This is a genomic window from Microbacterium sp. 2MCAF23, from assembly GCF_052115565.1.
Taxonomy (GTDB): domain Bacteria; phylum Actinomycetota; class Actinomycetes; order Actinomycetales; family Microbacteriaceae; genus Microbacterium.
In genome coordinates, this window is the sequence record NZ_JBFRGY010000015.1 from 79873 (window position 1) to 103723 (window position 23851).

General features: G+C 70.3%; 22 protein-coding genes. 16 read left to right on the forward strand and 6 right to left on the reverse strand.

Annotated features, from left to right (window positions below; translation table 11 throughout):
* Positions 1 to 134 precede the first annotated feature (134 nt).
* Positions 135 to 545 (forward strand): MmcQ/YjbR family DNA-binding protein, encoded by a 411-nt coding sequence (locus tag AB4078_RS15770; RefSeq protein ID WP_441977910.1) that lies wholly within the window; start codon positions 135 to 137, stop codon positions 543 to 545.
* Positions 546 to 642: 97 nt separating this feature from the next.
* On the forward strand, positions 643 to 1176 hold the full coding sequence (locus tag AB4078_RS15775; RefSeq protein ID WP_441977911.1) for an SRPBCC domain-containing protein: 534 nt from the start codon (positions 643 to 645) through the stop codon (positions 1174 to 1176).
* A gap of 61 nt (positions 1177 to 1237) precedes the next feature.
* On the opposite strand, the gene AB4078_RS15780 is transcribed toward AB4078_RS15775, so the two are convergent.
* Entirely contained in the window at positions 1238 to 1855 is a 618-nt protein-coding gene (locus tag AB4078_RS15780) for a hypothetical protein (protein WP_441977912.1), read from the reverse strand.
* Between the two features lie 155 nt (positions 1856 to 2010).
* Here AB4078_RS15780 and AB4078_RS15785 point away from each other — a divergent pair, with 155 nt between their 5' ends.
* From AB4078_RS15785 to AB4078_RS15795, 3 genes are all read left to right on the forward strand, one after another.
* A complete protein-coding gene (locus tag AB4078_RS15785; protein ID WP_441977913.1) occupies positions 2011 to 4458 on the forward strand; it encodes a polysaccharide lyase 8 family protein in 2448 nt (815 codons plus the stop codon).
* A 434-nt stretch (positions 4459 to 4892) separates the two neighbouring features.
* On the forward strand, positions 4893 to 6047 hold the full coding sequence (locus AB4078_RS15790; RefSeq protein WP_441978082.1) for a glycosyltransferase: 1155 nt from the start codon (positions 4893 to 4895) through the stop codon (positions 6045 to 6047).
* Positions 6048 to 6053: 6 nt separating this feature from the next.
* A complete protein-coding gene (locus AB4078_RS15795) occupies positions 6054 to 7286 on the forward strand; it encodes a glycosyltransferase family 4 protein (RefSeq protein WP_441977914.1) in 1233 nt (410 codons plus the stop codon).
* Positions 7287 to 7307: 21 nt separating this feature from the next.
* Here the strand turns inward: AB4078_RS15795 and AB4078_RS15800 are convergent, their stop codons facing one another.
* The 3 genes from AB4078_RS15800 to AB4078_RS15810 are packed head-to-tail and all read right to left on the reverse strand — an operon-like array spanning position 7308 to position 9257.
* On the reverse strand, positions 7308 to 7817 hold the full coding sequence (locus AB4078_RS15800) for a hypothetical protein (protein WP_441977915.1): 510 nt from the start codon (positions 7815 to 7817) through the stop codon (positions 7308 to 7310).
* A gap of 58 nt (positions 7818 to 7875) precedes the next feature.
* A complete protein-coding gene (locus AB4078_RS15805; protein WP_441977916.1) occupies positions 7876 to 8535 on the reverse strand; it encodes a lipoate--protein ligase family protein in 660 nt (219 codons plus the stop codon).
* A gap of 35 nt (positions 8536 to 8570) precedes the next feature.
* Positions 8571 to 9257, reverse strand: coding sequence for an NRDE family protein (locus AB4078_RS15810; RefSeq protein ID WP_441977917.1), 687 nt, complete (start codon positions 9255 to 9257; stop codon positions 8571 to 8573).
* A 188-nt stretch (positions 9258 to 9445) separates the two neighbouring features.
* Here AB4078_RS15810 and coaBC point away from each other — a divergent pair, with 188 nt between their 5' ends.
* The 6 genes from coaBC to pucL all read left to right on the forward strand — a co-directional run bounded on the left by coaBC (position 9446) and on the right by pucL (position 14099).
* On the forward strand, positions 9446 to 10663 hold the full coding sequence (gene coaBC / locus AB4078_RS15815; protein ID WP_441977918.1) for a bifunctional phosphopantothenoylcysteine decarboxylase/phosphopantothenate--cysteine ligase CoaBC: 1218 nt from the start codon (positions 9446 to 9448) through the stop codon (positions 10661 to 10663).
* A gap of 90 nt (positions 10664 to 10753) precedes the next feature.
* Complete coding sequence (locus tag AB4078_RS15820; RefSeq protein WP_441977919.1) at positions 10754 to 11626, forward strand: HpcH/HpaI aldolase/citrate lyase family protein; 873 nt, start codon at positions 10754 to 10756, stop codon at positions 11624 to 11626.
* 21 nt (positions 11627 to 11647) lie between these two features.
* The gene (bcp, locus tag AB4078_RS15825) at positions 11648 to 12115 is read left to right on the forward strand and encodes a thioredoxin-dependent thiol peroxidase (protein ID WP_441977920.1); all 468 of its coding nucleotides are present in this window, start codon (positions 11648 to 11650) and stop codon (positions 12113 to 12115) included.
* 236 nt (positions 12116 to 12351) lie between these two features.
* A complete protein-coding gene (gene uraD / locus AB4078_RS15830; RefSeq protein WP_441977921.1) occupies positions 12352 to 12855 on the forward strand; it encodes a 2-oxo-4-hydroxy-4-carboxy-5-ureidoimidazoline decarboxylase in 504 nt (167 codons plus the stop codon).
* Positions 12852 to 13193 (forward strand): hydroxyisourate hydrolase, encoded by a 342-nt coding sequence (gene uraH / locus AB4078_RS15835; RefSeq protein WP_441977922.1) that lies wholly within the window; start codon positions 12852 to 12854, stop codon positions 13191 to 13193. The genes uraD and uraH overlap by 4 nt, the downstream gene beginning before the upstream one ends.
* 12 nt (positions 13194 to 13205) lie before the next feature.
* A complete protein-coding gene (pucL, locus tag AB4078_RS15840) occupies positions 13206 to 14099 on the forward strand; it encodes a factor-independent urate hydroxylase (RefSeq protein WP_441977923.1) in 894 nt (297 codons plus the stop codon).
* 253 nt (positions 14100 to 14352) lie between these two features.
* Here the strand turns inward: pucL and AB4078_RS15845 are convergent, their stop codons facing one another.
* Positions 14353 to 15099, reverse strand: a complete 747-nt coding sequence (locus AB4078_RS15845) for an SDR family oxidoreductase (RefSeq protein ID WP_441977924.1) — start codon at positions 15097 to 15099, stop codon at positions 14353 to 14355.
* A 113-nt stretch (positions 15100 to 15212) separates the two neighbouring features.
* Between AB4078_RS15845 and aceE the strand changes: the two genes are divergently transcribed.
* The gene (gene aceE, locus AB4078_RS15850) at positions 15213 to 17918 is read left to right on the forward strand and encodes a pyruvate dehydrogenase (acetyl-transferring), homodimeric type (RefSeq protein WP_441977925.1); all 2706 of its coding nucleotides are present in this window, start codon (positions 15213 to 15215) and stop codon (positions 17916 to 17918) included.
* Positions 17919 to 18200: 282 nt separating this feature from the next.
* Here the strand turns inward: aceE and AB4078_RS15855 are convergent, their stop codons facing one another.
* Positions 18201 to 19001, reverse strand: a complete 801-nt coding sequence (locus tag AB4078_RS15855) for an IclR family transcriptional regulator (protein ID WP_441977926.1) — start codon at positions 18999 to 19001, stop codon at positions 18201 to 18203.
* Between the two features lie 191 nt (positions 19002 to 19192).
* On the opposite strand from AB4078_RS15855, the gene AB4078_RS15860 reads away from it, so the two are divergent.
* The 4 genes from AB4078_RS15860 (at position 19193) to AB4078_RS15875 (ending at position 23823) form a co-directional block, all read left to right on the forward strand.
* Positions 19193 to 20584 carry an NAD-dependent malic enzyme gene (locus AB4078_RS15860; protein ID WP_441977927.1) on the forward strand — a complete coding sequence of 464 codons (1392 nt, stop codon included), beginning with the start codon at positions 19193 to 19195 and terminating at the stop codon, positions 20582 to 20584.
* A gap of 5 nt (positions 20585 to 20589) precedes the next feature.
* Positions 20590 to 21864 carry a DUF6986 family protein gene (locus tag AB4078_RS15865; protein ID WP_441977928.1) on the forward strand — a complete coding sequence of 425 codons (1275 nt, stop codon included), beginning with the start codon at positions 20590 to 20592 and terminating at the stop codon, positions 21862 to 21864.
* Positions 21861 to 22682, forward strand: coding sequence for a bifunctional allantoicase/(S)-ureidoglycine aminohydrolase (locus AB4078_RS15870; RefSeq protein WP_441977929.1), 822 nt, complete (start codon positions 21861 to 21863; stop codon positions 22680 to 22682). The genes AB4078_RS15865 and AB4078_RS15870 overlap by 4 nt, the downstream gene beginning before the upstream one ends.
* Positions 22683 to 23022: 340 nt before the next feature.
* Positions 23023 to 23823, forward strand: a complete 801-nt coding sequence (locus AB4078_RS15875) for a hydroxypyruvate isomerase family protein (protein ID WP_441977930.1) — start codon at positions 23023 to 23025, stop codon at positions 23821 to 23823.
* The last annotated feature ends 28 nt before the right edge of the window (positions 23824 to 23851 follow it).

The window sequence follows — 23851 nt, forward strand, 5'->3', positions numbered from 1 at the left end:
GGTCAGGCTCGCGGCAGCAGTCCCGCCACGAATGCGTCCACGACGTGATCGCCGGATCCGTCCTGCATCCGTCGCGACGTCCTGCCACCGCCCGTCCCTTGATCCGCGTCTCGGACGGAGCGAGGATCGGATCCATGGCGACGATCGACGATGTCCGCACTCTGGCCCTCGCGTTGCCCGGCGTCGAGGAGCGGATCGGCGGACACACCGGGGAACCGGCTTGGCGCTGCAACGGCGGCCAGATCGCGTGGATGCGCGGACCGCGCAAGACAGACCTGGCGCAGCTGGCCGAGCTCGGCCGCACCTGGCCGGAGGGGCCGGTGGTCGCCGTGCACACGGAGACCGCCGCCCTCGCTGAGGAGCTGATCGCGGCGGATCCGGACGTGTTCTTCACCATCCCCCACTTCGCGGGCTACCCCGCCGTGCTGCTGCGCCTCGACGCGATCGCGCCCGATCATCTCGGCGAGGTGATCGCCGACGCGTGGCTGCTCCGCGCACCGAAGGCGGTGGGCCGCGCGTGGCTTGCGGAGCGCGGGCTGAGCTGAGGACGATCACCGTGCGCGCGGCGCGGGCGGAATCATCGCTGTCGGTCTGCGTTTACCTCAAGGTCACACTGAGACCCGCCGACGAACCGGAGACGACATGACGGCCCATCCCGCATCCCGTGTCGACGTCGCCGCGAGGCCGGCCCTCGCCGCCCTCGACGTACGTCACGATGCCTTCACGATCGAGCGTCGCTTCGGCTCGGCGCCCTCGTCGGTGTTCGCCGCGTTCGCCGAGGAGACGACGCGTCGACGATGGTTCCGGCTGCCGGGCAAGCGGACGGCGGAACGTCACGAGTTCCGGGTGGGTGGCGGTGTGGATGCCACCAGTACGTTCCAGGTCGCCGGCGCCGCGCCGGAGCAGCTCGCCTACCACTCCCACTATCTCGACATCGTCCCGGACCGTCGGATCGTGTTGTCCTACACCTCGACGGTGAACGAGGTGCCGCGGTGGTCCTCGTTGGTGACCGTCCTGTTCGCGGACGCCGACGACGACGGCTGCCTGCTGACGTGGACTGAGCAGGTTGCATTCCTCGCCCGCACCGGGGACGGAAGCGATGACTTCCCGCACCTGCGCGGCGGCACTGCCCTGCGCCTGAACGGCCTCGCCGCTGCCCTTCAGGCCGGCCACTGACGATCAGAGCCGCACGCTGACTCCCGGGGACAGGACGGACTGATGCGCCGCCGCTCTGCGCTCAGGCCGGTGGCAGCCGCAGCACCGGACCGGCCTCGCCCACGGCGAGGTCGTCCGCAGTGCGCAGCGTGCGCGCGATCTCGTCGACCGCGGAGATGACGGTGCCGAATCGCTCTCGGTCGGCGCAGACCGCCTGCAGCGTGATGAGGTGCGTGCCCGTGTCCCAGGTGTACGTCGCGAACGGCGGTGCCGACTGCCCCGTGGGGCCGGGTTGCGGCAGGGGCACGACGAGCTTCTCCCCGACGCCGAGGTAGGGGTTGCGGAACTCCTCGGTGTCGTCGTACTCCATCGGCATCATGGCGCGGGCGGTGCGCAGCTGCGGGGTGAGCTCCTGCGCGCTCGCCATGGCAACGATGAGCTCGGGCTCGGCCTTCCAGGTCCACACCAGCACGCGGCCGTCGGCCTTGCGCATGAGGAAGGGGGCGGCCTGGCTGAGCGCCCATGCGCCGAAGCCGGATCCGCCCCTGGTCCCTGAGGCCGTCGTAGGGGCACCGACCGCGGCGCCGGCCTGGCCGAGCAGCATCCTGATCGCCGCCTTGCGGTGCCGGCGGCCGCGCAGACCGAGGGATCCGGTCACGGGGATCCAGCGTGCGGGGTCGGCGTCGGCAAGCAGGCGCATGCTCAGAGCGTAGGGGGCGAAGGTGGGGGCCAGCCGTGCGTCCACCGCGCCATGAAATATGTACATCACCTCTACTATTCGGATGGGAAAGCGCATACCATGGTCCGCGAATCCTTCCCCGAACCGCCCGGAGGCCGATGATGTCCCCTCTTGAGATGAACCGCCGCGCCCTGCTCGGACTGCTCGGAGCCGGCGCACTCGTCGCCGTCGCCGGCGAATCCGCGAGCGCCCGGACGCTCCCCGGACACGTCCCGGCCGTCGCCGACGATCCGCTCGCTGTGCTCATCGAGCGCCGTCGCGTGATGCTGGCCGGCGACGGCAGCGCGGCGTCCATCCCCGAGCTCGCCGAGGTGCTGAACGGCATGAGCGCCGCGGCGACCGCGTCGTGGAACGCGATGGTGCGGCCCGCGGCGTCCCCCGGGATCTGGGCCGATCTGCCCCTCGCCGGGGTGAGCGGCACCGTCATGTCCGGCAACATGGGCGTGACGTTCAACCGCATCTTCGACCTCGCCCTCGCGTACTCGACTGCGGGGTGCGCGCAGCACGGCGACGCGGCGCTCGCGGCGGACCTCGTGGACGCGCTGACGTGGCTCAGCGCGAACGTCTACAAGGCAGGCAAGTCCGCGGTCGGCAACTGGTGGTTCTGGGAGATCGGCGTGCCCCGCAAGGCGGCCGACATCTGCATCCTGTTGCACGACGCGGTCCCGGCCGACGTGCGCACCGCGCTCATGGCGGCGGCCCGATACTTCACGCCCGACCCGAACTGGCGCGGCCGCGGCACGAGCCTGGCGGAGACCGGCGCGAACCGCACCGACAAGGCCCTGTCCTGCGCGCTGCGCGGGATCCTCGACGGGCGTCCTGACGAGATCGCGCTCGCACGCGACGCCCTCAGCGACACGGTGAGGGCAGGGAAGAACAGCGTGTTCGGCTACGTCACCAGCGGTGACGGCTTCTACGCCGACGGATCCTTCGTGCAGCACACCTACCTGCCCTACGTCGGAACCTACGGCGTCGTCACGCTCGGCGGCATCGCCGAGATCCTGGGCCTCCTCGGCGGCAGCGACTGGGCCGTGACGGATCCGAAGAAGTCGGTGGTCCTGGATGCGGTCGAGGCCTCGTACGCGCCGTTCATCTGGAACGGACGGATGATGGAGACCGTCCGTGGCCGGGCGGTGTCGCGGCAGGCCGAGCCCGACTATGTGGACGGCGCCGCCGCTATCACCGCGATCCTGCTGCTCGCCCCCGGCGCGGGGGAGCCGTATCGCAGCCGCTACCTCTCGCTCGTGAAGGGCTGGCTGCAGCGCTGCACCGATGAGAAGCTGTACGGCCTGCCCACCCAGACGGTGGCGAAGTCGTTGCTGGTGACCTCGATCCTCGGCGACGACAGCGTGACGCCGGCCGACGCCCCGGTCTACACGCGGGCATTCGGCGACCAGGACCGCCTGGTGCACCACCGCCCCGGCTTCAGCGCCGTGGTCAACGTCTCCTCGAAGCGGATCGGCCGCTACGAATGGGGCAACCGTGAGAACAACCTCGGCTGGTACCAGGGCGACGGGCTGACCTTCTTCTACAGCTCTGCGGATCCGGCGCAGTACAGTGCGGACTTCTGGCCCACGGTCGACCCGTACCGGCTTCCCGGCACGACGGTCACGGCGGCGACGCGGGCCAACGGAGCCACGGACGGCACGGGTATCCCTCGGGCGTTCCAGGCGTTCGGCGGCGGTCTCGCGCTCGACGGGCGCTGGGGGATCCAGGGCATGGACCACCTCAACTTCGACAAGTCGCTCAGCGCCCGCAAGTCCTGGTTCTTCCTCGACGACAAGGTGGTGTGCCTGGGCGCGGCGATCGCCTCGACCTCCGGGAACGACGTGTTCACCACGATCGACAACCGCTCGTTCGCCCCCGGCACCGTGCCGAACGTGCGCACCGACAACCGCAACCGGGTGCTCACCGCGGCCGACGGCGCCATCACGGTGAAGCGCAACGTGCACATCATGGGGCACGGCGGATACGTCTTCCTCAAGGGGGAGAACGTCTCGGGCGCGATCGACGTGCAGGTCGTGCCCCGCTCCGGCGACTGGCAGACCATCAACTCCGGATCCGACACCGGCGGCACGACCGACGTCAAGAACCGCGACTACGTCACGGTGACGCACCACCACGGCACGGATCCGTCCGGCGGCGGCTACGCGTACATGGTGCTGCCGAACGTGGACCACTCGGTCACGTTCACGGAGTCGGATGCGCCGACCGTCGAGGTCGTCGCGAACAACGCGCAGGCGCAGGTGATCCGCGTGGTGGGGCAGGGCCTCACCCTCGGGAACTTCTTCCAGGCCACGCCGTCGGGCACGACCCCGGGCAACGGAGTGACGGTGAGCGGACCGTGCTCGCTCGCGGTGCACACCGAGGGCGGGCGCACGACGGTCGCGCTCTCCGACCCGAGCCGCACGCAGGCGACCGCGCAGGTCGTGCTCGCCGGGGTCGTGGAGTCGACCGTGGTCGAGGCCGACGACGGGGTTCGGATCGTCGGCACGTCGCCGCTCACGCTCGAGTTCGACCTCGACGGGCACGGGCACGCCAAGCGCGTCGTGCTCGGAGCCTGAATCCCGTCCACGGCCGGCCTGCCGATCAGCGGGCCGGCCGTGGAGCCGTGCGGTGGACGCTGGATCGCGGACTCCGCCATCGCCGCTGGTGTCCGCAATTCAGGATGGATTCTCCGAAACCGCGACGTTCCGGTCGGCAAGAGGCGGCGAACACCGATCCATCCTGAGCAGGGGACGCCGCGGACCGCCGAACGCTGCCGTGCTGTGCCGGATCCGCCTCCCCGGCATCCTCAGTCCGCTCGGGTAGAGTGGCCAGCGCCCGATCCAGGCCATCTCCGCGGGGTTCGAGCGGCCGATGAAGCGCTCGCCGGCGCCGCGGCCCAGCAAAAGGCAGCAATCACGTGACTTCCCCCGGCGATCATCGCCCGCAGGCCACCCCCGAGACCGCCGCGTCCGCCTCGGCTGAGTCCGCGGCCGCGCCGCGCCCGCTCACCATCGTCATCGGCGCCGACACGTTCTCACCCGACGTGAACGGCGCCGCCCGATTCACCGAGCGCCTCGCCGCCGGCCTGGTGCAGCGCGGCCACGACGTGCACGTCGTGGCCCCCAACCAGGCGTACCGCACCGCGAAGCCCCGCGTCGAGGTGATCGAGGGCGAGGCGATGACGCTGCACCGGCTGCCGTCGGTGCGCTGGGCGCCACACGACTGGCTGCGGTTCGTCTGGCCGTGGCGCGCGAAGCACTACGCACGCAAAGTGCTCGACGAGGTGCAGCCCGACGTGGTGCACATCCAGTCGCACATCGTGATCGGGCGCGGGCTCTCGCGCATCGCACATCAGCGCGGGATCCCCGTGATCGCCACGAACCACGTCATGGCCGAGAACATCCTCGACCACACCACGATGCCGAAGTTCGTCGACGACATCGTGCTGAAGTTCGCGTGGGCCGACGCGGCGCGCACGTTCGCTCTCACCCGCGCCGTGACCACGCCGACCCGCCGCGCGGCCGACTTCCTCGAGCGCACGATCGACGTCGAGGGCGTCATCCCGATCAGCTGCGGGATCGACCGCACCCAGTACACGCCGGTCATCGGCCCGCGTGAGAAGAACCGCATCGTGTTCGTCGGCCGGCTCACGGCCGAGAAGCAGGTCGAGGTCATCCTCAAGGCGATGACCAAACTGGATCCGGCTCTCGACGTGACGTTCGACATCGTGGGCGGGGGAGACCAGCGCAAACAGCTCGAGGCACTCGCGCAGCAGCTCGGGCTGGCCGACCGGGTGACCTTCCACGGGCGCACGACCGATGCCGAGCTGCGCGCGATCCTCAGCCGCGCCTCGCTGTTCGTGATCGCCTCGATCGCCGAGCTGCAGTCCATCGCGACGATGGAGGCGATGGCCTCGGCGCTGCCGATCGTCGCCGCGGACGCCGTCGCGCTGCCGCACCTGGTGCACGACGGGGAGAACGGCTACTTGTTCGAGCCCGGCAACGTGAACGAGCTGGCCGCGCGATTGACCGAGGTGCTCACCGCCGACCCGGCCGAGTACGAGCGCATGCAGCGCGCCTCGCTCGACGGGGTCGTCGTGCACGACATCAACCGCACGCTGGACACCTTCGAGGCGCTGTACCGCGACGAGCCGCTGCCCGAGTAGCCCCGGATGCACATCGTCTTCTTCGGCGACCAGCACGCCGAGTCGCTGGGCGGGGCGCAGGTCTCGATGCGGCTGCAGCGGAAGTACCTAGAGCGGGCGGGGCACACGGTCACGATCGTCGCGCCGCAGATGCACTCGGCGCGCGGCGCGGACGCGGCGGGGGATCCCGGTTACGTCGACCTCCCGTCGATCCCGATCACGGCCGACCGCGAGTACTCGCTGACCTGGCCGGGACGGCGCACCGACCGCTTCCTCGACCGTGCGCTCACCCGCCGGCCGCCCGTGGACCTCGTGCACGTGCAGGCCGACTTCTGGGGCGCGTACATCGGGCACCGCTTCGCGCACCGGCACGGCATCCCCGCCGTGCACACCATGCACAACCGCGTCGACGTCGGGATCGCCGCGGTGACCCCTCTGCACAAGCCCGTGCTCGGCGCGCTGAACCTGTGGCGCCGTGCGGCGCTGCGCGGGATCGGGGTGCAGCCGCGCGGCGTCGACGGGTGGGCGTACCTCGCGGGGATCGCCGCGGGGTCGCGCGCGGTGACCGCGCCGTCGGGGCACTTCGCCCGCCGGCTCGAGCAGCACGGCGTCTTCGGATCCGTGGACGTGATCTGGAACGGGATCGACGACGAGGTGCGCGAGCAGGTGCTCGCCGCCCTTCGACAGGCTCAGGGACCGGGCACGGAGCGGAAGCCGGGGCGGCCGCGGTTCATCTGGCTCGGCCGGATGAGCCCGGAGAAGCGTCTGCTGCCGTTCCTCGAGGCCGTCGTCGCGAGCGACGTCGATGTGGACATCGAGATCGTCGGAGGCGGGGTAGAGCGCCGCGCCGCCGAGCGCATCGCCGCACGCGCGGTGCGCCCCGGCATCCACTTCGCCGGCCGGATCGGCTACGCCGACGTGCTCGCCCGGATCGCTGCGGCCGACGCGGTGGTGCAGACGTCGATCGGCTTCGAGACGCAGGGGATGACGCCCTTCGAAGCGGCGACCCTGGGCACCCCGACGGTCGTGAGCGACCCCGACATCGCGGGCGAGCTGCGGGGCGGGCTGTGGGCTGTGCCCGACGTCGGCGCCGACGAATCCCGCCGGATCGCGGCTCTGGCGGACACGCTGCGCATCGCCACCGCGGACATCGCGGCCGGCCGTGCGCCCGAGCCAGACCCGCAGGTCGCCGCCGACTTCCGGCAGTCGTCGCGGACGGCCGCGATGCTCGAGGTCTACGGTCGCGCGATCGCAGGCTGAGCCCGGCGGAACACGGATCCGTCAGAACGACGTGGGGATCACGTTCGACAGCAGAGCGAACGCGATGCCGATGATGCCTGCGCCACCGACTCCGATCGCGATACCCGCCTGCACCGATCGACTGCCGCGGGCGCCGAGGATCCCGAAGATCAGCGTGACGGCGTAAGCGAGGAAGAGCAGGGTCTGCCCGACGAGGCTGTAAGTCCCGATGACCCCTGCGCCCAGGTGGAAGTCGTACGAGAGTCGGATGATCGCGAAGCGGAAGAGCAAGGTGTACAGCACGCCCAGTGCGACGCTCACGATCGCCAGCACCAGGGCGACGCGGGCGCTGCCGTCCGCACTGCGGCCCGCCCCGGCCGTCGCAGGCAGGCCGTTCTGCGCCCCGGCAGGATGGCCGTTCTGCGCGGTGGCTCCGGGATATGCCGGCTGATAGGCGGGCGTGGATCCGTAGGGCGGCTGCGGGGGAGTCGACGCGGTCGCGGGCGGTTGCGCGCCGGGTGCGGGCGGGAACTGCTGCTGGGGATCGCTCATGTCGCCGACGCTACCGGCACCGGCGCATTCGCGACATGGGCAGCGCTGCCCATGTCGGTCAGGCGATGAGCGCCGCCGCCAGCGCGTTCTCGACGTCGTCGCGCGAGACCGCCGGCGCCTCGGTGAGCATGGATCCGAACGTCTGCGGATCCCAGTCGAGCCCCAGTGCGGCGTTGGCTTCCGTGAGCACGGCGACGAAGCGGTCGACGGGGCCGAACGCGAGCATCCCGCTGAGCAGGCGTGCGCCGCGCACACCGCGCTGCGAGGTGCCGACGAGCTTCACGGCGCCGCGGGCGTTGATGCTGTACTCGCCGGGGCAGTACTCGCCGGGCACCTCACCCAGACGGGCGTCGACGCCGAGCCCGCGCAGCGCGTCGACGATCGTCCTGCCCGTTTGCGCGAAGAACGCGGTGGGGTCGGCATGCGCCTCCTCGCGCTCGACGAGGTCGAAGACGAGGCACGTCTCGTCGTAGGCGACGGCGCGGCCGCCGGTCGGGCGGATCGCCGGCGCGAACCCGAGGCGCTCGGCCGCGGACACGGCGGTCTGGCAGCCTGGCATCAGGCTCTCCCGCCGCGTCAGCGCGAGCGTCGGCGCCGGCGTGTACAGGCGCAGCACCCGCTCAGGACCGTCCCCGGAAGCGACCTGGCGCAGGAGTTCGACGGATCGCTCGAGGTCGTTCGTGCGTGGGGACGACTGACGGATGACGTCTCCGCGCACGGGGACGAGGCGATCGGAGGATCCCGCGGGCACCGTCAGCCCCAGTGCGCCGGCGCCGGCAGGGCGTGGTCGCGCACGTCGACGCCCTCCGCGCCGACCGAAGCCGTGCAGTAGAGCAGCGACTGCGTGGGATAGCCGTGCGGGCGGTTGTCGCGGATGATCGCGCGGTCGTCGGCCGGATCCATTTCCGCGGTCGTCGCGAGCAGCCGGATCCAGGACTGCGGCCAGTCCTCATCCTGCGTCGGGTGCGCGCGGAACTCGGGCAGCCAGCGCGCGATGCGCGCGGTCTCAGGATCGTCCAGATCCGAGTGCGCGATCATGTGCACGCCCGTCGGCACCGGGGTCTCGCACAGCGTGGTGCCGTCCCACGACAGCACGCGGGCACCGGCGGGGGAGACCTCGAGCAGATTGAAGCCGTGCATGCGCTCCGAGCCGCTCGGCGAGACGCCCGCCACGGACGCCAGTGCGAGGGTGCCGCGAGAGACGGCCAGCTCGTCGGGCAGGTCGAGCACGTCGGCGCGGTTCAGCAGCACGGCCAGCCGGCGCGACTCCGGGTCGACGGCGAGCCAGGCTCCGCCGGCGCGGCGGTCGCGGATCCCGATGACGCCGGGGTGCTCGGGCCACCACTCGCCGAGCGCATCCCACTCGCGCAACGGATCCTCATCCCGCACGGCCAGCAGCCGCGCCCCCGTCCCGTCGACCTCGATCACGACCGTGCACACGGGATCAGTCTAGGCAGGGCGCGGGCCACCGGATCCGGATGGGCCGCGCCTACGTCATCCCGCGAGACGACCGCGTTTCGTCTCGCTCCTCGCTGCGCTCCGTGCTCGCTCAACGACCCCGATGGGATCCGGATCCGGTCGACGAGCGCTCCAGGCCCGGGCACGGCGCCGAATGGCAGAATCGAGGGATGGACATCGTGGTGGGGGTCTCCGGCGGCATCGCGGCCTACAAGTCGGTGCAGCTCGTGCGGCTCCTGGTGAAGGCCGGGCACGCGGTCACAGTCGTCCCCACCGAGGATGCGCTGCGCTTCGTGGGCGCGCCGACGTGGGAGGCGATCAGCCGCAACCCGGTCACGACGAGCGTGCACGACGACGTGGCGAAGGTGCGCCATGTCGCGCTCGGCCAGGGCGCCGATCTGGTCGTCGTCGCCCCCGCCACGGCGAACACGATCGCGCGCATGGCCGCGGGCATCGCCGACAACCTGCTCGGGACGACGCTGCTGGCCACCACCGCGCCCGTGCTCATCGCCCCCGCGATGCACGCCGAGATGTGGGCGCACCCCGCGACCCAGGCGAACATCCGCACGCTCTCCGACCGCGGTGTGCACCTGATCGGGCCCGACGACGGCGAGCTCGCCGGCGGCGACAGCGGACCCGGCCGGATGAGCGAACCCGAGGCGATCGCCGAGGCCGCGCTGCGCCTGCTCGCCCCGCAGGACCTCGCCGGCCTGGCGGTCGTGGTCTCCGCGGGTGGCACGCGCGAGCCGATCGATCCCGTGCGCTACCTCGGCAACCGCTCCAGCGGCCGTCAGGGTGCGGCCCTCGCCGTCGAGGCGGCGACCCGAGGCGCCGAGGTCGAGCTCGTCGCGGCTAACCTCGCGCGAGACGTCCTCGCGGCGGCGAGCCATCCGCGGATCCGGATCCGTCCCGTCGCCACGGCGGCTCAGCTCGCGTCCGCGGTGAAGGAGGCCGCGACCCGTGCGGATGCCGTGGTCATGGCCGCCGCCGTCGCCGACTACCGGCCCGCGCAGGCCGCCGCGCACAAGCTCACCAAGGAGGACGGAATCCTCGAGCGGATCGACCTCGTCGAGAACGAGGACGTGCTGGCGGCCCTCGGCGCCGCCCGCCGCGCGGGTGCGGCGCCGGAGGGGCAGGTCCTCGTCGGTTTCGCCGCGGAGACCGCGACGGATCCCGAGGCCCGGCGCGAGCGCGCCCGCCGCAAGCGCGAGCGCAAGGGCGCCGATCTGCTCGCCGTGAACCTCGCCGACGCCGAGCACGGGTTCGAGAAGCACGACAACGCCGTGGAGATCATCGGCCCCGATGGGGCGGTCGTCGCGGCGGTGGCCGGGTCCAAGCGCACCGTCGCTGCGGCGCTGTGGGACGCTGTGGTCGCCCTGCGCGACTGAGGCCCGCGCCGGGCACAAGGCTGGCGCCCGCTTGCACGCAGGAGTACAGTTTTCGTATTGTAAAAGTAGACTTTCACAGAATGGAAGAGTATGAACGCTCCGTTGCCCACCCCTGGCCCGCGCGAGATCGCGCCGGAGCTGGCGCGCTCGTGGCTCCTGGTCGCGGCGACGAGGCCGGAGACGTTCGACGACGCGGCCCGTTCGCATGCCGACGCCGTCGTGCTCGACGTCGAGGATGCCGTCGATGCGAGCCACAAGGACTCCGCGCGGGATGACGTCGTGCGCTGGCTGCACGGTGCCGATGAGGACGGCAACGCCCACCGCGCCTGGGTGCGCATCAACGACGCGACCAGCGAGCACTGGTCTCCGGATCTGGACGGGCTGCGCGACGCCCCCGGACTGCAAGGCGTCATGCTGGCCAAGACCGAGTTCGGCGGCCAGGTCATGGACACGTTCAACCGCCTGGGTGCGAAGGTGCCCGTCGTCGCGCTCGTGGAGTCGGCCATCGGCATCGAGAACGCCACGGAGATCGCCCGGGCCAAGGGCGTGTTCCGGCTCGCCTTCGGCAGCGGCGACTTCCGCCGCGACACCGGCATGTCCGCCGATCGGGAGGCCATGGCCTACCCGCGGGCGCGCCTGGTCATCTCCAGCCGCGCGAGCGGGCTCCCCGGCCCGATCGACGGTCCGACCGTCGGATCCAGCCACCCGATCCTGCGCGAGCAGTCGGCCATCACCGTGTCGATGGGCATGACCGGCAAGCTCTGCCTGCAGGCCGATCAGACCCCCGTCGTCAACGAGGTCATCAGCCCCACCCGCACCGATGTTGAGTGGGCCTACGAGTTCCTCGAGGACTTCGACGCGCGGGGTCGCATCGTCCGCGACGGCAGCGACCTGCCCCGTCTCGGCCGCGCCCGCAAGATCATGCATCTCGCCGAGGCCTTCGGCGTGCTGCCCACCCGCTGACCCCATCCGAACGGAGACATCATGACCACTCGCCTCGCCCCCGGTGACACCGCGCCCGCCTTCGCCCTCGACGACGCCGACGGCGCTCGTGTCTCGCTCGAGGACTACCGCGGACGCAACGTCGTCGTGTACTTCTACCCCAAGGCTGCGACCCCCGGCTGCACCACCGAGGCCTGCGACTTCCGCGACAACCTGTCGTCGCTCGACGCCGCCGGCTACTCCGTGATCGGCGTCTCGCCCGACGAGGTCGCCGACATCCGCGCGTTCTCCGAGGCGGAGGGCCTCACCTTCCCGCTGCTCGCCGACACCGACGCCGCCGTGGCGCGGGCGTGGGGCGTATGGGGGGAGAAGACCGTGGGCGACCGCACCTTCGACGGCGTCATCCGCTCCACGTTTGTGCTGGACGGCGACGGCGTCGTGCAGCGGGCCGAGTACGGCGTCGACGCCTCGGGCCACGTGGCGCGCCTGCGCGCCGAGCTCGGCGTCTGAATCCGATCCACCACCAGCGATTCGTCCCCCTCAGCACGAGCCATCGGTCGTGCTGAGGGGGACGACTCGAAATGGGGGTTGACAACCGCGGATCCGCTCCGCACACTAGTTACACATGCTGAAACAACAGTTCCGGCATACGGAAACTCCTCCCTTGGATGAGATCGGATCCTGTCGATAGGATCCGTCCGTATAGCCCTTACACGCCGGATGCCAGCATGGTCTGAGGATCGAAGATGTTGCTCGAGGAGTTCAACTCCGCCGGCCGCGACGACGCCATCGCCGTCGTGAAGCCCGCACTGGACATCACCCGCTGGATCGACGCGATCGTCGACGGCCGCCCGTACGCCTCGGTCGACGCGCTCTCCGCCGCCGCCCTCGAGGCCGCGGCTCCGCTCACCGAGGCCGAGCTGGACGGGGCGCTCGCGCACCACCCGCGCATCGGCGCCAAGGTCGACGGCACCAGTGCCGAGGCCGCGCACTCGCGTCGCGAGCAGCCGAGCGTCGACGATGTCACGGCCGCCGCCCTCGCCGAGGGGAACCGCGCCTACGAGGAGCGGTTCGACCGCGTCTTCCTCATCCGCGCCGCCGGCCGCAGCGCCCAGGACATCCTGGCCCTGCTGCGCGAGCGGCTCGGCAGCACCGACGAGCAGGAGCTCGCCGTCGTGGACCAGCAGCTGCGCGAGATCGCGGCCCTGCGCCTCGCGGCGGCCATCGAGACCGAAGGAGTGAGCGCATGAGCGTCTCCCACGTGACCACCCACATCCTGGACACCACACTCGGGCGCCCTGCGTCCGGCGTCGCCGTCGTACTCGAGGCCCGAGTCGGCGACGGGTGGTCGGGGATCGGTACGGGCCTCACCGATGCTGACGGGCGGGTGAAAGCGCTCGGCCCGGAGCGGCTGGAGAGCGGTGCCTACCGACTCCGGTTCGACACCGCGGCCTACTTCGCCGGCATCAAGACGGACGCCTTCTTCCCGGAGGTGGTGCTGACCTTCCAGGTCGACGCCGAGCAGGCGCACTATCACGTGCCGCTGCTGCTCAGTCCGTTCGCCTATTCCACCTACCGAGGAAGCTAAGAGGGATCCGAAATGACGAACATCATCCTGGGCAAGAACCAGTACGGCAAGGCCGAGAACCGGGTCGTCCGCATCACCCGCGACACCGACCGCCACGAGATCGAGGACTTGAACGTCACCTCGCAGCTGCGCGGCGACTTCGCCTCCGCGCACTTCGACGGCAACAACGAGAACGTCGTCGCCACCGATACCCAGAAGAACACGGTCTACGCCTTCGCCAAGGACGGCATCGGCAGCCCGGAGGAGTTCCTCGTGCGTCTGGGTCGTCACTTCACCGGCGAGTTCGACTGGGTGACCGGCGGACGCTGGGCTGCGGAGCAGTACACCTGGCTGCGCATCGAGGGCGACAACGGCGAGCACGACCACGCGTTCGTGCGCGGCGGCACCGAGACCCGCACCGCGGTCGTGCAGATCGACGGCGACGACACCACGATCATCGCGGGCCTGCAGGACCTCACGGTCCTCAAGTCGACCGCGAGTGGTTTCGTCGGCTACCCGCGCGACAAGTACACGACCCTCCCCGAGACCGAGGACCGCATCCTCGCCACCTCGGTGACGGCCAAGTGGCGCTACAACCGCAACGACCTCGACTTCAACGAGGTCTACGCGGACGTCCGTCGCCTGCTCCTCGCCGGCTTCTCGCGCAACTACTCCTACGCCCTGCAGCACACGCTGAAGGAGATGGCCGAGGCCGTGCTCGAGGCGCACCCCGAGATCGACGAGATCCGCTTCTCGACCCCGAACAAGCACCACTTCGTCGTGGACCTGTCGCCGTTCGGCCTGGAGAACCCGAACGAGGTGTTCTTCGCCGCCGACCGTCCCTACGGCCTCATCGAGGCGTCGTTCCTGCGTGATGGCGCCGACGCCGACCACTGGTCGTGGGACGGCATCGCCGGCTTCTGCTGAGCGCTGCACCACTGCCGACACGAGAATGCGGGGCCCGGTTCGCCGGGCCCCGCATTCGTCGTCTCCGGGCGAGCGGGATGCCTCGGAGCCTTGACAAGGCGTCCCTCGCGGGAGGACAATAGTTACGCAATCTGAAAGAAACCTTCCACGATCTGAAATCAATCGGATCCGGAATCGAGCACGAACCCGCGGCCACGACACGAGGGCGCAGGGACGAGGAGGTCCGCCGATGATCGCGAACCCCCGCGATCCCTCAGCCGCGCCCGCCGAATGGCATCCCGCTCGCGGTGATCGTGAGCGCGCCGATGTTGGCCTCCGTGGGCAGATCCGCCATGAGCAGCACGGTGCGCGCCGCGGCCTCGACGTCGAAGGTGGGCTCGACTCTGCGACTGCCGTCGGCCTGCAGCGCCCCGGATCCGACACCGAGTTCGTCCATGATCTCGGTGCGGGTGTTGCCGATGTCGATCTGACCGCAGGAGATCCGGAACGGTCGGCCGTCGAGATCGACGGACTTCGTCAGCCCCGTGAGCGCATGCTTGCTCACGGCGTACGCCACGGACAGCGGGCGGGGCGTCTGGGCGGAGATGGATCCGTTGTTGATGATGCGGCCGCCCTGCGGACTCTGCGCGCGCATCACGCGCATCGCACCCCGTGCACAGAGCAGCGCGCCGGTGAGGTTGACCGCGAGTGTCTGCTCCCAATCGGCGAGCTCGATGTCCGCCGCCGAGACCGCGGGGCCGAACGCGCCGGCGTTGTTGAACAGCACGTCCACGCGGCCCCACTCCCGCACCACGCGGTCGAAGAGCGCGTCCACCTCGGCCTCGACCGTCACGTCTGTCGGGAGCACCAGCGCGTCCGGATGCCAGGCCGCCGTCTCCGCCAGCGCAGCCTCGCGCCGCCCTGCCAGCGCCACGCGGTAGCCGGCCTCCAGCATCGTGCGCGCCACGGCGCGCCCGATCCCCGATCCTGCACCCGTCACCACGGCGATGCGTCCGCTCATCGTCACTCCTCGAACCTCAGACCCGCTGCGCAACCCGCAGCCACCTACATCTAGCAGATCAGCCCCGCTGCCCGACCGGCAGCCTCCCGATACATCCCACAGAAAGGCCGAAGATGCACGAACAGAGCAGCTCCGCCGCCCTCGGATCCGAGACCCTGGATCACGACCCCGAAGAGACCGCCGAGTGGCTCGAGTCGCTGGATGCGCTCGTCGCTCAGCGCGGCGCCGAGCGCGGCGAGCACATCGTGCGCACGCTGGCCGCCCGCGCCGGCGTGGTCGACGAGCCGAACGCGACCACGGACTACATCAACACGATCTCGGTCGCCGATGAGCCCGCCTACCCCGGCGATGAGGAGCTCGAGCGCCGCTACCGCGCCTGGATGCGCTGGAACGCCGCGATCCTGGTGCATCGCGCGCAGCGCCCCGGCATCGGCGTCGGCGGCCACATCTCCACCTACGCGGGCGCCGCGACCCTGTACGAGGTCGGCTTCAACCACTTCTTCCGCGGCAAGGACCACCCCGGCGGCGGCGACCAGATCTACTTCCAGGGCCACGCCTCGCCCGGCATGTACGCCCGCGCGTTCGTGGAGGGCCGCCTCAGCGAGGAGGACCTCGACGGCTTCCGCCAGGAGAAGTCCCGCGAGGGGCATGCCCTGAGCTCCTACCCGCATCCCCGGCTCATGCCGGAGTTCTGGGAGTTCCCGACCGTGTCGATGGGCATCGGCCCGATGAACGCGATCTACCAGGCGCAGTCCAACCGCTACCTGCACAACCGCGGGCTCAAGGACACCAGCGACCAGCACGTCTGGGCGTTCCTCGGCGACGGCGAGATGGACGAGCCGGAGAGCCGCGGGCTGCTGCAACTCGCCGCCAACGACAAGCTCGACAACCTCACCTTCGTCGTGAACTGCAACCTGCAGCGCCTGGACGGCCCGGTGCGCGGCAACGGCAAGATCATTCAGGAGCTCGAGGGCTTCTTCCGCGGCGCGGGCTGGAACGTCATCAAGGTCGTCTGGGGTCGGGAGTGGGATGCGCTTCTCGACGCCGACACCGAGGGTGCGCTGCTGAACGTCATGAACACGACCGTGGACGGCGATTACCAGACGTACAAGGGCGAGTCGGGCGCGTTCATCCGGGAGAACTTCTTCGGACGCGATCCGCGCGCGCTCAAGCTCGCCGAGCACCTCAGCGACGACGAGATCTGGGGCCTCAAGCGCGGCGGCCACGACTACCGCAAGGTGTTCGCGGCGTATCAGCAGTCGATGGAGCACAACGGCAAGCCCACCGTGATCCTCGTCAAGACGGTGAAGGGCTACGGTCTCGGCCCGCGGTTCGAGGCGCGTAACGCCACGCACCAGATGAAGAAGATGACGCTGCAGGACCTCAAGGACTTCCGCGACCACCTGCGCGTGCCGATCAGCGACGAGCAGCTCGAGGCGAACCCCTACGAGCCGCCGTACTACCACCCCGGCGCCGACGCCCCCGAGATCCGCTACATGCAGGAGCGTCGTGCGGCGCTCGGCGGGTACCTGCCCGAGCGGCGCCCGAACGCCTCCGGCGAGATCGCCCTGCCCGACCCCAAGGCGTACGAGGTGGCGGCTCGCGGATCCGGGAAGCAGCAGGCCGCGACCACCATGGCGTTCGTGCGGGTGCTGAAGGACCTCATGCGCGACCCCGAGTTCGGCAAGCGCATCGTCCCGATCATCCCCGACGAGGCGCGCACCTTCGGCATGGACGCGTTCTTCCCGACCGCGAAGATCTACAACCCGAACGGGCAGAACTACCTCGCCGTCGACCGTGACATCGTGCTCTCGTACAAGGAGTCGACGGCGGGTCAGATCGTGCACGTCGGCATCAACGAGGCCGGATCCATCGCGGCCTTCACTGCGGCGGGCACCGCGTACGCGACCCACGGCGTGCCGCTTGTGCCGGTGTACGTGTTCTACTCGATGTTCGGCTTCCAGCGCACCGGCGACTCGCTGTGGGCGGCCGCCGACCAGATGACGCGCGGCTTCCTGATCTCGGCGACCGCCGGGCGCACCACGCTCACCGGTGAGGGGCTGCAGCACGCCGACGGGCACTCGCCGCTTCTCGCGGCGACGAACGCCGCGGTGATCACGTACGATCCGGCGTTCGGCTACGAGATCGGCCACATCATGCGCGCCGGCATCGAGCGCATGTACGGCGCGGACTCGGTCGACCGCAACTACATCTACAACCTCATGGTCTACAACGAGCCGATCGTGCAGCCGGCCGAGCCCGAGGGCGTCGACGTGGCCGGGATCCTGGGCGGCATCCACCGGATCGCCCCGGTCGAGGCGCCCAAGGCGCACCTGCTCGCGTCGGGCATCGGCGTGACCTGGGCCCAGGAGGCGCAGCAACTGCTCCGCGACGACTGGGGTGTGGACGCCGACGTGTGGTCGGTGACCTCGTGGACCGAGCTCCGTCGCGACGCGGTCGCCGCCGAGGAGGACGAGTTCCTCGGACGCGGTGCGCGCACGTCGTTCCTCGCTTCGCAGCTGGCCGGATCCCACGGCCCGATCGTCGCGGTGAGCGACTACGCGAAGGATCTGCCGGACCAGATCCGCCAGTTCGTCCCGAACGACTGGGCCACCCTGGGCGCCGACGGCTTCGGCTTCTCGGACACCCGCGCCGCCGCCCGCCGGTACTTCAAGATCGACGGACCCTCGGTCGTGGTGCGGACGCTCCAGCTGCTCGCCAAGCGCGGCGAGATCGACGCGTCGATCCCGGCCCGGGCCGCCGAGAAGTACCGCCTGCTCGACGTCAACGCCGGCACGAGCGGCACCGACGCGGAGTAGTCGGTCCCGGGTCGTTGAGCGAGGACGCGCGAAGCACGACCGAGACGAAACGCGGTGCCTCTCGAAGCGGACCTCGGGAGGGCGCCGCGTTTCGTCTCGCTGCGCTCGCTCAACGACCCCGTGCTCAACGATCCAGAAAAAGGACGGATGCAACTCCAGAGGACAGGATCCGTGGATCCGTCCTGCGGAATTGCATCCGTCCTTCGGAGTTGTGGGGACGTCACCCCCGGGCGGGCCCTCAGGGACCCCCGGGATGCCCCCGTGCGGGCCCCCTGCGCCCGCTTACGCCTCCAGGTCGGCGGCGATCGCGGCGGCGGCCTCGCGCAGCCGCGGCACGGCGCGCTGGGCGAACTCCTCGGTGACGCGCGCGATCGGACCGGACACGGACACCGCGGTCGGCGTGGGGGCGCCGGGCACGGCCATCGCGTAGCAGCGCACGCCGATCTCCTGCTCCTGCTCGTCGATCGAGTATCCGCGCTCGCGGATCAGATCCAGCTCCTTCAGCAGCGCGTCCACGGTGCCGATGCTGTACTCGGTGGGGGTGGTCATGCCGGTGCGGCCCACGATGCCGCGCACGACGTCGTCATCGAGCTGGGCGAGGATCGCCTTGCCGACGCCGGTGTCGTGCACGTTGGCACGGCGGCCGACCTCGGTGAACATGCGCATGGAGTGCTGCGAGGGCACCTGGGCGACGTACACGACCATGTCGCCGTCGAGCACAGCCATGTTCGCGCTCTCGCCGAGGGCGTCCACGAGGCTCTTCAGCTGCGGGCGGGCGAGCGCGCCGAACTGGCGGGATGCGCCCTCGCCGATGCGGATCAGGCGCGGCCCGAGCGCATAGCGCCGGTTCGGCAGCTGACGCGCATAGCCGAGCGAGACCAGGGTCCGCAGCAGCCGGTGGATGGTCGGAAGAGGGAGGTCCGTCGACGCGGACAGCTCGCTGAGCGTCACATCGCCGCCGGCATCCGTCACGAGCTCGAGCAGCTCGAACACGCGCTCGACCGACTGCACGCCCGATCCCGCGCTTCTGCCGGTCTTCGGCTCCGTGACCTTCACGCCTGTGGTGCTCGGATTCTCTGCCATGTCAGCTCCCGTCCTTGGGTAATTCCATCATGCGAGAGTCCCGAGCCGGAAATCCAAGAGGATCCGAATCTCATCTTGCGCGAAACTTCCACGATAGAGATAATAGTGTCCACAATACGAAACTTGTAAACAGTTCATCACCGCAACAGCGCCCGAGGCCTCCGCCCGGGACGCCTCGATGAGGAGGAATCATGGCGAACCCGGGTCCCGGAAATTCGATCACGCTGCGCATTGACGCGCCGTCCAACTTCACCGTCACGAGCGAGCTCGCCGCGGCTGCCGCCGGCGCCGGCGCCGTCGTGACCGCGCTCGACGTCGTCGAGTCGCACCCGTCGACGATCGTCGTCGACCTGACCTGCAACACCACTGGTGAGGAGCACGCCGATCAGGTGCGCGACGCGATCGACGCCCTCGAGGGTGTCACGGTCCGCCTGGTCAGCGACCGCACGTTCCTGATGCACCTGGGCGGCAAGCTCGAGGTCGTGCCGCGCGTGCCGCTGCGCAACCGCGACGACCTCTCCCGCGCGTACACCCCGGGTGTCGCCCGCGTCTGCATGGCCATCGCCGAGGACAAGAGCAAGGCCCGCCAGCTCACCGTCAAGCGCAACACGATCGCCGTCGTCACCGACGGCACGGCCGTGCTGGGCCTGGGCGACATCGGCCCCGAGGCCGCGCTGCCCGTCATGGAGGGCAAGGCCGCGCTGTTCAAGCAGTTCGCGAACGTCGACGCCTGGCCGGTCTGCCTCGACACCAAGGACACCGAGGAGATCATTCAGATCGTCAAGGCGATCGCCCCGGTTTACGGCGGCGTGAACCTCGAGGACATCGCCGCCCCGCGCTGCTTCGAGATCGAGGCGCGGCTGCGCGACGAGCTCGACATCCCCGTCTTCCACGACGACCAGCACGGCACCGCGATCGTCACGCTCGCCGCCCTGCAGAATGCCCTCAAGGTCGTCGACAAGACGATCGGCGAGGTGCGCATCGTCGTCTCGGGCGTCGGCGCCGCCGGCAACGCGATCGTGCAGCTGCTGCTCGCCGAGGGGGCCGTCGACATCGTGGCCTGCGGCCGCAACGGCGCGATCAACCGCGACGAGGAGTACACCGACGCGCACCGCATCGAACTCGCCGCCACCACCAACCCCCGTAACGCCAAGGGCACCCTCAAGGAGGTGCTCGTCGGCGCGGACGTGTTCATCGGCGTGAGCGCTCCGAACGTGCTCGACGAGAACGACATCGCCGGCATGGCCGACGACGCGATCGTGTTCGCGATGGCGAACCCCACCCCCGAAGTCGACCCGATCATCGCGTCGAAGCACGCGGCCGTCGTCGCCACCGGGCGCAGCGACTTCCCGAACCAGATCAACAACGTGCTGGCGTTCCCCGGGTTCTTCCGCGGCCTCCTCGACGCGGGCGTGTCGGACATCACGCCGCCTATGCTGGTCGCAGCCGCGCAGGCGATCGCCGAGCGGGTCGGAGAGGACGAGCTCAACGCGAGCTTCATCATCCCCAGCGTGTTCGACCCGCTCGTGGCCGGCGCCGTCGCCGAGGCGATCGTGCGCGTCGTCGAGTCGTCGAAGGAGTGAGCCTTTTGTCCGCAGGCACCCTGGGCGAGGCCGACCTCGCCGACATCGACGCCCGCCTCTCCGGCACCGACACGCTGCTGAAGACCGAGTACCCCGGCGATGACGGATCCCGCCAGCCCGTGCACACCCTGTACGTGCCCGCCGACCGGTTCCGGCTCGACCTGCCGGCGCAGTTCGGCCAGACGGCCGCACAGGCCGTGGCGGCCTTCGGCGGCACCGTAGCGCTCGCCCAGGCTGTCGGCCTCGGTGCGCTCGCCGACGAGCTCGCGCCTCTCGTGGACGCCAAGCTCGTCGCCGAGCCGATCGAGGACCTGCGCCTCGACTTCGAGGACGGCTACGGCGCGCGCGGTGACGACGAGGAGGACGCGGATGCGGTCCTCGCCGCCGAGCGGGTGGCTCAGGCCGTCGCCGCCGGCGTCGCGCCCCCGTTCATCGGGATCCGGTTCAAGTGCTTCGAGGCGCCCACGCGCCGGCGCGGGATCCGCACGCTCGACCTCTTCCTGTCGACGCTGGCCGCGAACGGTCCGCTGCCGGACGGCCTGGTGCTGACGCTGCCCAAGGTCACCACGGTCGAGCAGGTCGAGGCGATGGTCTCGCTGTGCGAGCGGTTCGAGGAGCGCCTCGGGCTGCCCGCGGGCCGGCTGCGCTTCGAGGTGCAGATGGAGACGCCGCAGCTCATCGTCGCCGCGGACGGATCCGTTCCGGTCGCGACGCTCCTGCACCGCGCCGACGGCCGCGTCTCCGCGCTGCACTACGGCACCTACGACTACAGCGCCTCGCTGCAGATCGCCGCGGCCTACCAGTCCATGGAGCACCCCGCCGCCGACTTCGCCAAGCAGGTCATGCAGGTGGCGGTCGCCGAGACCGGCGTGCGGATCTCGGACGGATCCACGAACGTGATCCCCGTCGGCGATCCGGACCACGTCATCGAGGCGTGGAAGCTGCACGCCCGCCTGGTGCGGCGCTCGCTCGAGCGCGGCTACTACCAGGGCTGGGACCTGCACGCCGCCCAACTGCCGACTCGGTACCTCGCGACCTACGCGTTCTACCGCGAGGGGTTCGCCGCGGCCGCCAAGCGCCTGGACAACTACCTGCACGGCAGCGACGCCACGATCATGGACGAGCCGGCCACGGCCCGTGCCCTGGCGCGGTTCGTCGTGCGCGGCCTGGAGTGCGGCGCGCTCACGGCCGACGAGGTCCGCTCCGCGACCGGATCCGAGCCCGCAGAGCTGGTCCGCCTCGCACACCCGAAACTCGCAACCAAGGAGGCCGTCTCTTGAGCACCCGCACCTACTACACGCCCGCCGGCGGGCTGCCCCCGCAGACCGACCTGCTCACCGACCGCGCGGTCGTCAAGCTCGCCTACACCTTCATCCCGAAGGGCGTGATGCGCGACATCGTCACCAGCAGCCTGCCCGGGTTCTCGAACACGCGGGCATGGATCATCGCGCGTCCCACGCCGAGCTCCGCGCAGACGTTCTCGCAGCTCATCGTCGAGATCGCGCCCGGGGGAGAGGCGGCCAAGCCCGAGCCGGAGGCCGGAGTGGAGAGCGTGCTCTTCGTGACGACCGGCGAGCTCACCCTCACGCTCGAGGGCGAGCGGCACGTGCTCGAGGCGGGCGGCTACGCCTTCATCGCGCCGGGCGCGCAGTGGTCGCTCGCGAACGAGGGATCCGAGATCACCAGCTTCCACTGGATCCGCAAGGCCTACGAGTACCTCGAGGGCGTCGACGCTCCGGCGTCCTTCGTCACGAGCGACAACGACATCGAGCCGGTCTCGATGCCGGACACCGACGATGTCTGGGCCACCACCCGCTTCTCCGACGCGAGCGACATGGCGCACGACATGCAGGTCAACATCGTGACCTTCAAGCCGGGCGGATCCATCCCGTTCGCCGAGACGCACATCATGGAGCACGGCCTGTTCGTGCTGCAGGGCAAGGCCGTCTACCGGCTCAACGACGACTGGGTCGAGTGCGAGGCCGGCGACTACATGCTGCTGCGCGCGTTCTGCCCGCAGGCCTGCTACGCCGGCGGCCCCGAGGACTTCCGCTACCTGCTGTACAAGGACATGAACCGTCAGATCAAGCTCACCTGACGCTCCGGAGAAGGGTCTTGTCGAAGGGCCCCTCGAACGCCGCTCGCCCTCGGGGCGGGCGGCGTTCGCCGTCCCTGGCGGCCCTTCGCCGGGGTCGTTGAGCGAGCGAAGCGAGACGAAACGTCGCACTCTTGCGAGGGCGCCGCGTTTCGTCTCGCTCCTCGCTTCGCTCGGTGCTCGCTCAACGACCGGTTGGCGTGTGTGCGCTCAACGACTCCGCGGATCCGGATCCGACCCGTTGACAACCGCCACCTTGCGGCCTAAACTTTCATCAATCAAGATTTTATTTCCACAATTCGGAAATAGCCCGAAACCCGAGACAGACATCAAGGACGATCTCATGAGCTACACCGTCAACGCCTCGATCCTGCTGACCGAGCTGCCGATCCTGGAGCGCCCGGCCGCCGCGAAGGCCGCCGGCTTCGACGCCGTGGAGTACTGGTGGCCGTTCTCCGTCGCCGTTCCCGCGCAGGACGAGGTCGACGCGTTCGTCGCCGCGATCCAGGACGCCGGCGTGCAGCTGACGGGTCTGAACTTCTTCGCGGGCGACATGCCGGGCGGCGACCGCGGCCTGGTGTCGTGGGTGGGTCGTGAGGACGAGTTCGCCGCGAACATCGACGTCGTCGTCGAGATCGGCCGCCGCCTCGGCACCAAGGCCTTCAACGCCCTGTACGGCAACCGCCTCGAGGGCGTCGACCCGAAGGCGCAGGACGACCTGGCCGTGCGCAACCTCGCCGCGGCGGGTCGCGCGGTCGCCGAGCTCGGCGGCGTCGTGCTGCTCGAGCCGGTCAGCGGCATGGAGACCTACCCGCTGAAGACGGCGGCCGACGCGCTCGCGATCATCGAGCGCGTGCAGCAGGAGGAGGGCGTCGACAACGTCAAGCTCCTGGCCGACTTCTACCACCTCGCCGTCAACGGCGACGACGTGCCCGCGGTGATCGCCGGCCACGCCGCCGAGTTCGGCCACATCCAGATCGCCGACGCCCCCGGCCGCGGCGAGCCCGGCACCGGCGAGCTGCCGCTCGCGCAGTGGATCGCCGACGCTCAGGCCGGCGGCTACGAAGGCGTCATCGGTCTCGAGTACAAGGCCACCCAGGCGGATCCCTTCGCCTGGATCACCACCGCGGCCGCCCAGGCCTGACCCACCAGATTTCCCGCGAAGGAGCGAA

Coding starts and splice junctions, on each gene's coding strand:
- AB4078_RS15770 (WP_441977910.1), top strand. CDS start 135: ATGGCGACGATCGACGATGTCCGCACTCTGGCCCTCGCGTTGCCCGGC.
- AB4078_RS15775 (WP_441977911.1), top strand. CDS start 643: ATGACGGCCCATCCCGCATCCCGTGTCGACGTCGCCGCGAGGCCGGCC.
- AB4078_RS15780 (WP_441977912.1), bottom strand. CDS start 1,855: ATGCGCCTGCTTGCCGACGCCGACCCCGCACGCTGGATCCCCGTGACC.
- AB4078_RS15785 (WP_441977913.1), top strand. CDS start 2,011: ATGAACCGCCGCGCCCTGCTCGGACTGCTCGGAGCCGGCGCACTCGTC.
- AB4078_RS15795 (WP_441977914.1), top strand. CDS start 6,054: ATGCACATCGTCTTCTTCGGCGACCAGCACGCCGAGTCGCTGGGCGGG.
- AB4078_RS15800 (WP_441977915.1), bottom strand. CDS start 7,817: ATGAGCGATCCCCAGCAGCAGTTCCCGCCCGCACCCGGCGCGCAACCG.
- coaBC (WP_441977918.1), top strand. CDS start 9,446: ATGGACATCGTGGTGGGGGTCTCCGGCGGCATCGCGGCCTACAAGTCG.
- AB4078_RS15820 (WP_441977919.1), top strand. CDS start 10,754: ATGAACGCTCCGTTGCCCACCCCTGGCCCGCGCGAGATCGCGCCGGAG.
- bcp (WP_441977920.1), top strand. CDS start 11,648: ATGACCACTCGCCTCGCCCCCGGTGACACCGCGCCCGCCTTCGCCCTC.
- uraD (WP_441977921.1), top strand. CDS start 12,352: ATGTTGCTCGAGGAGTTCAACTCCGCCGGCCGCGACGACGCCATCGCC.
- uraH (WP_441977922.1), top strand. CDS start 12,852: ATGAGCGTCTCCCACGTGACCACCCACATCCTGGACACCACACTCGGG.
- pucL (WP_441977923.1), top strand. CDS start 13,206: ATGACGAACATCATCCTGGGCAAGAACCAGTACGGCAAGGCCGAGAAC.
- AB4078_RS15845 (WP_441977924.1), bottom strand. CDS start 15,099: ATGAGCGGACGCATCGCCGTGGTGACGGGTGCAGGATCGGGGATCGGG.
- aceE (WP_441977925.1), top strand. CDS start 15,213: ATGCACGAACAGAGCAGCTCCGCCGCCCTCGGATCCGAGACCCTGGAT.
- AB4078_RS15855 (WP_441977926.1), bottom strand. CDS start 19,001: ATGGCAGAGAATCCGAGCACCACAGGCGTGAAGGTCACGGAGCCGAAG.
- AB4078_RS15860 (WP_441977927.1), top strand. CDS start 19,193: ATGGCGAACCCGGGTCCCGGAAATTCGATCACGCTGCGCATTGACGCG.
- AB4078_RS15875 (WP_441977930.1), top strand. CDS start 23,023: ATGAGCTACACCGTCAACGCCTCGATCCTGCTGACCGAGCTGCCGATC.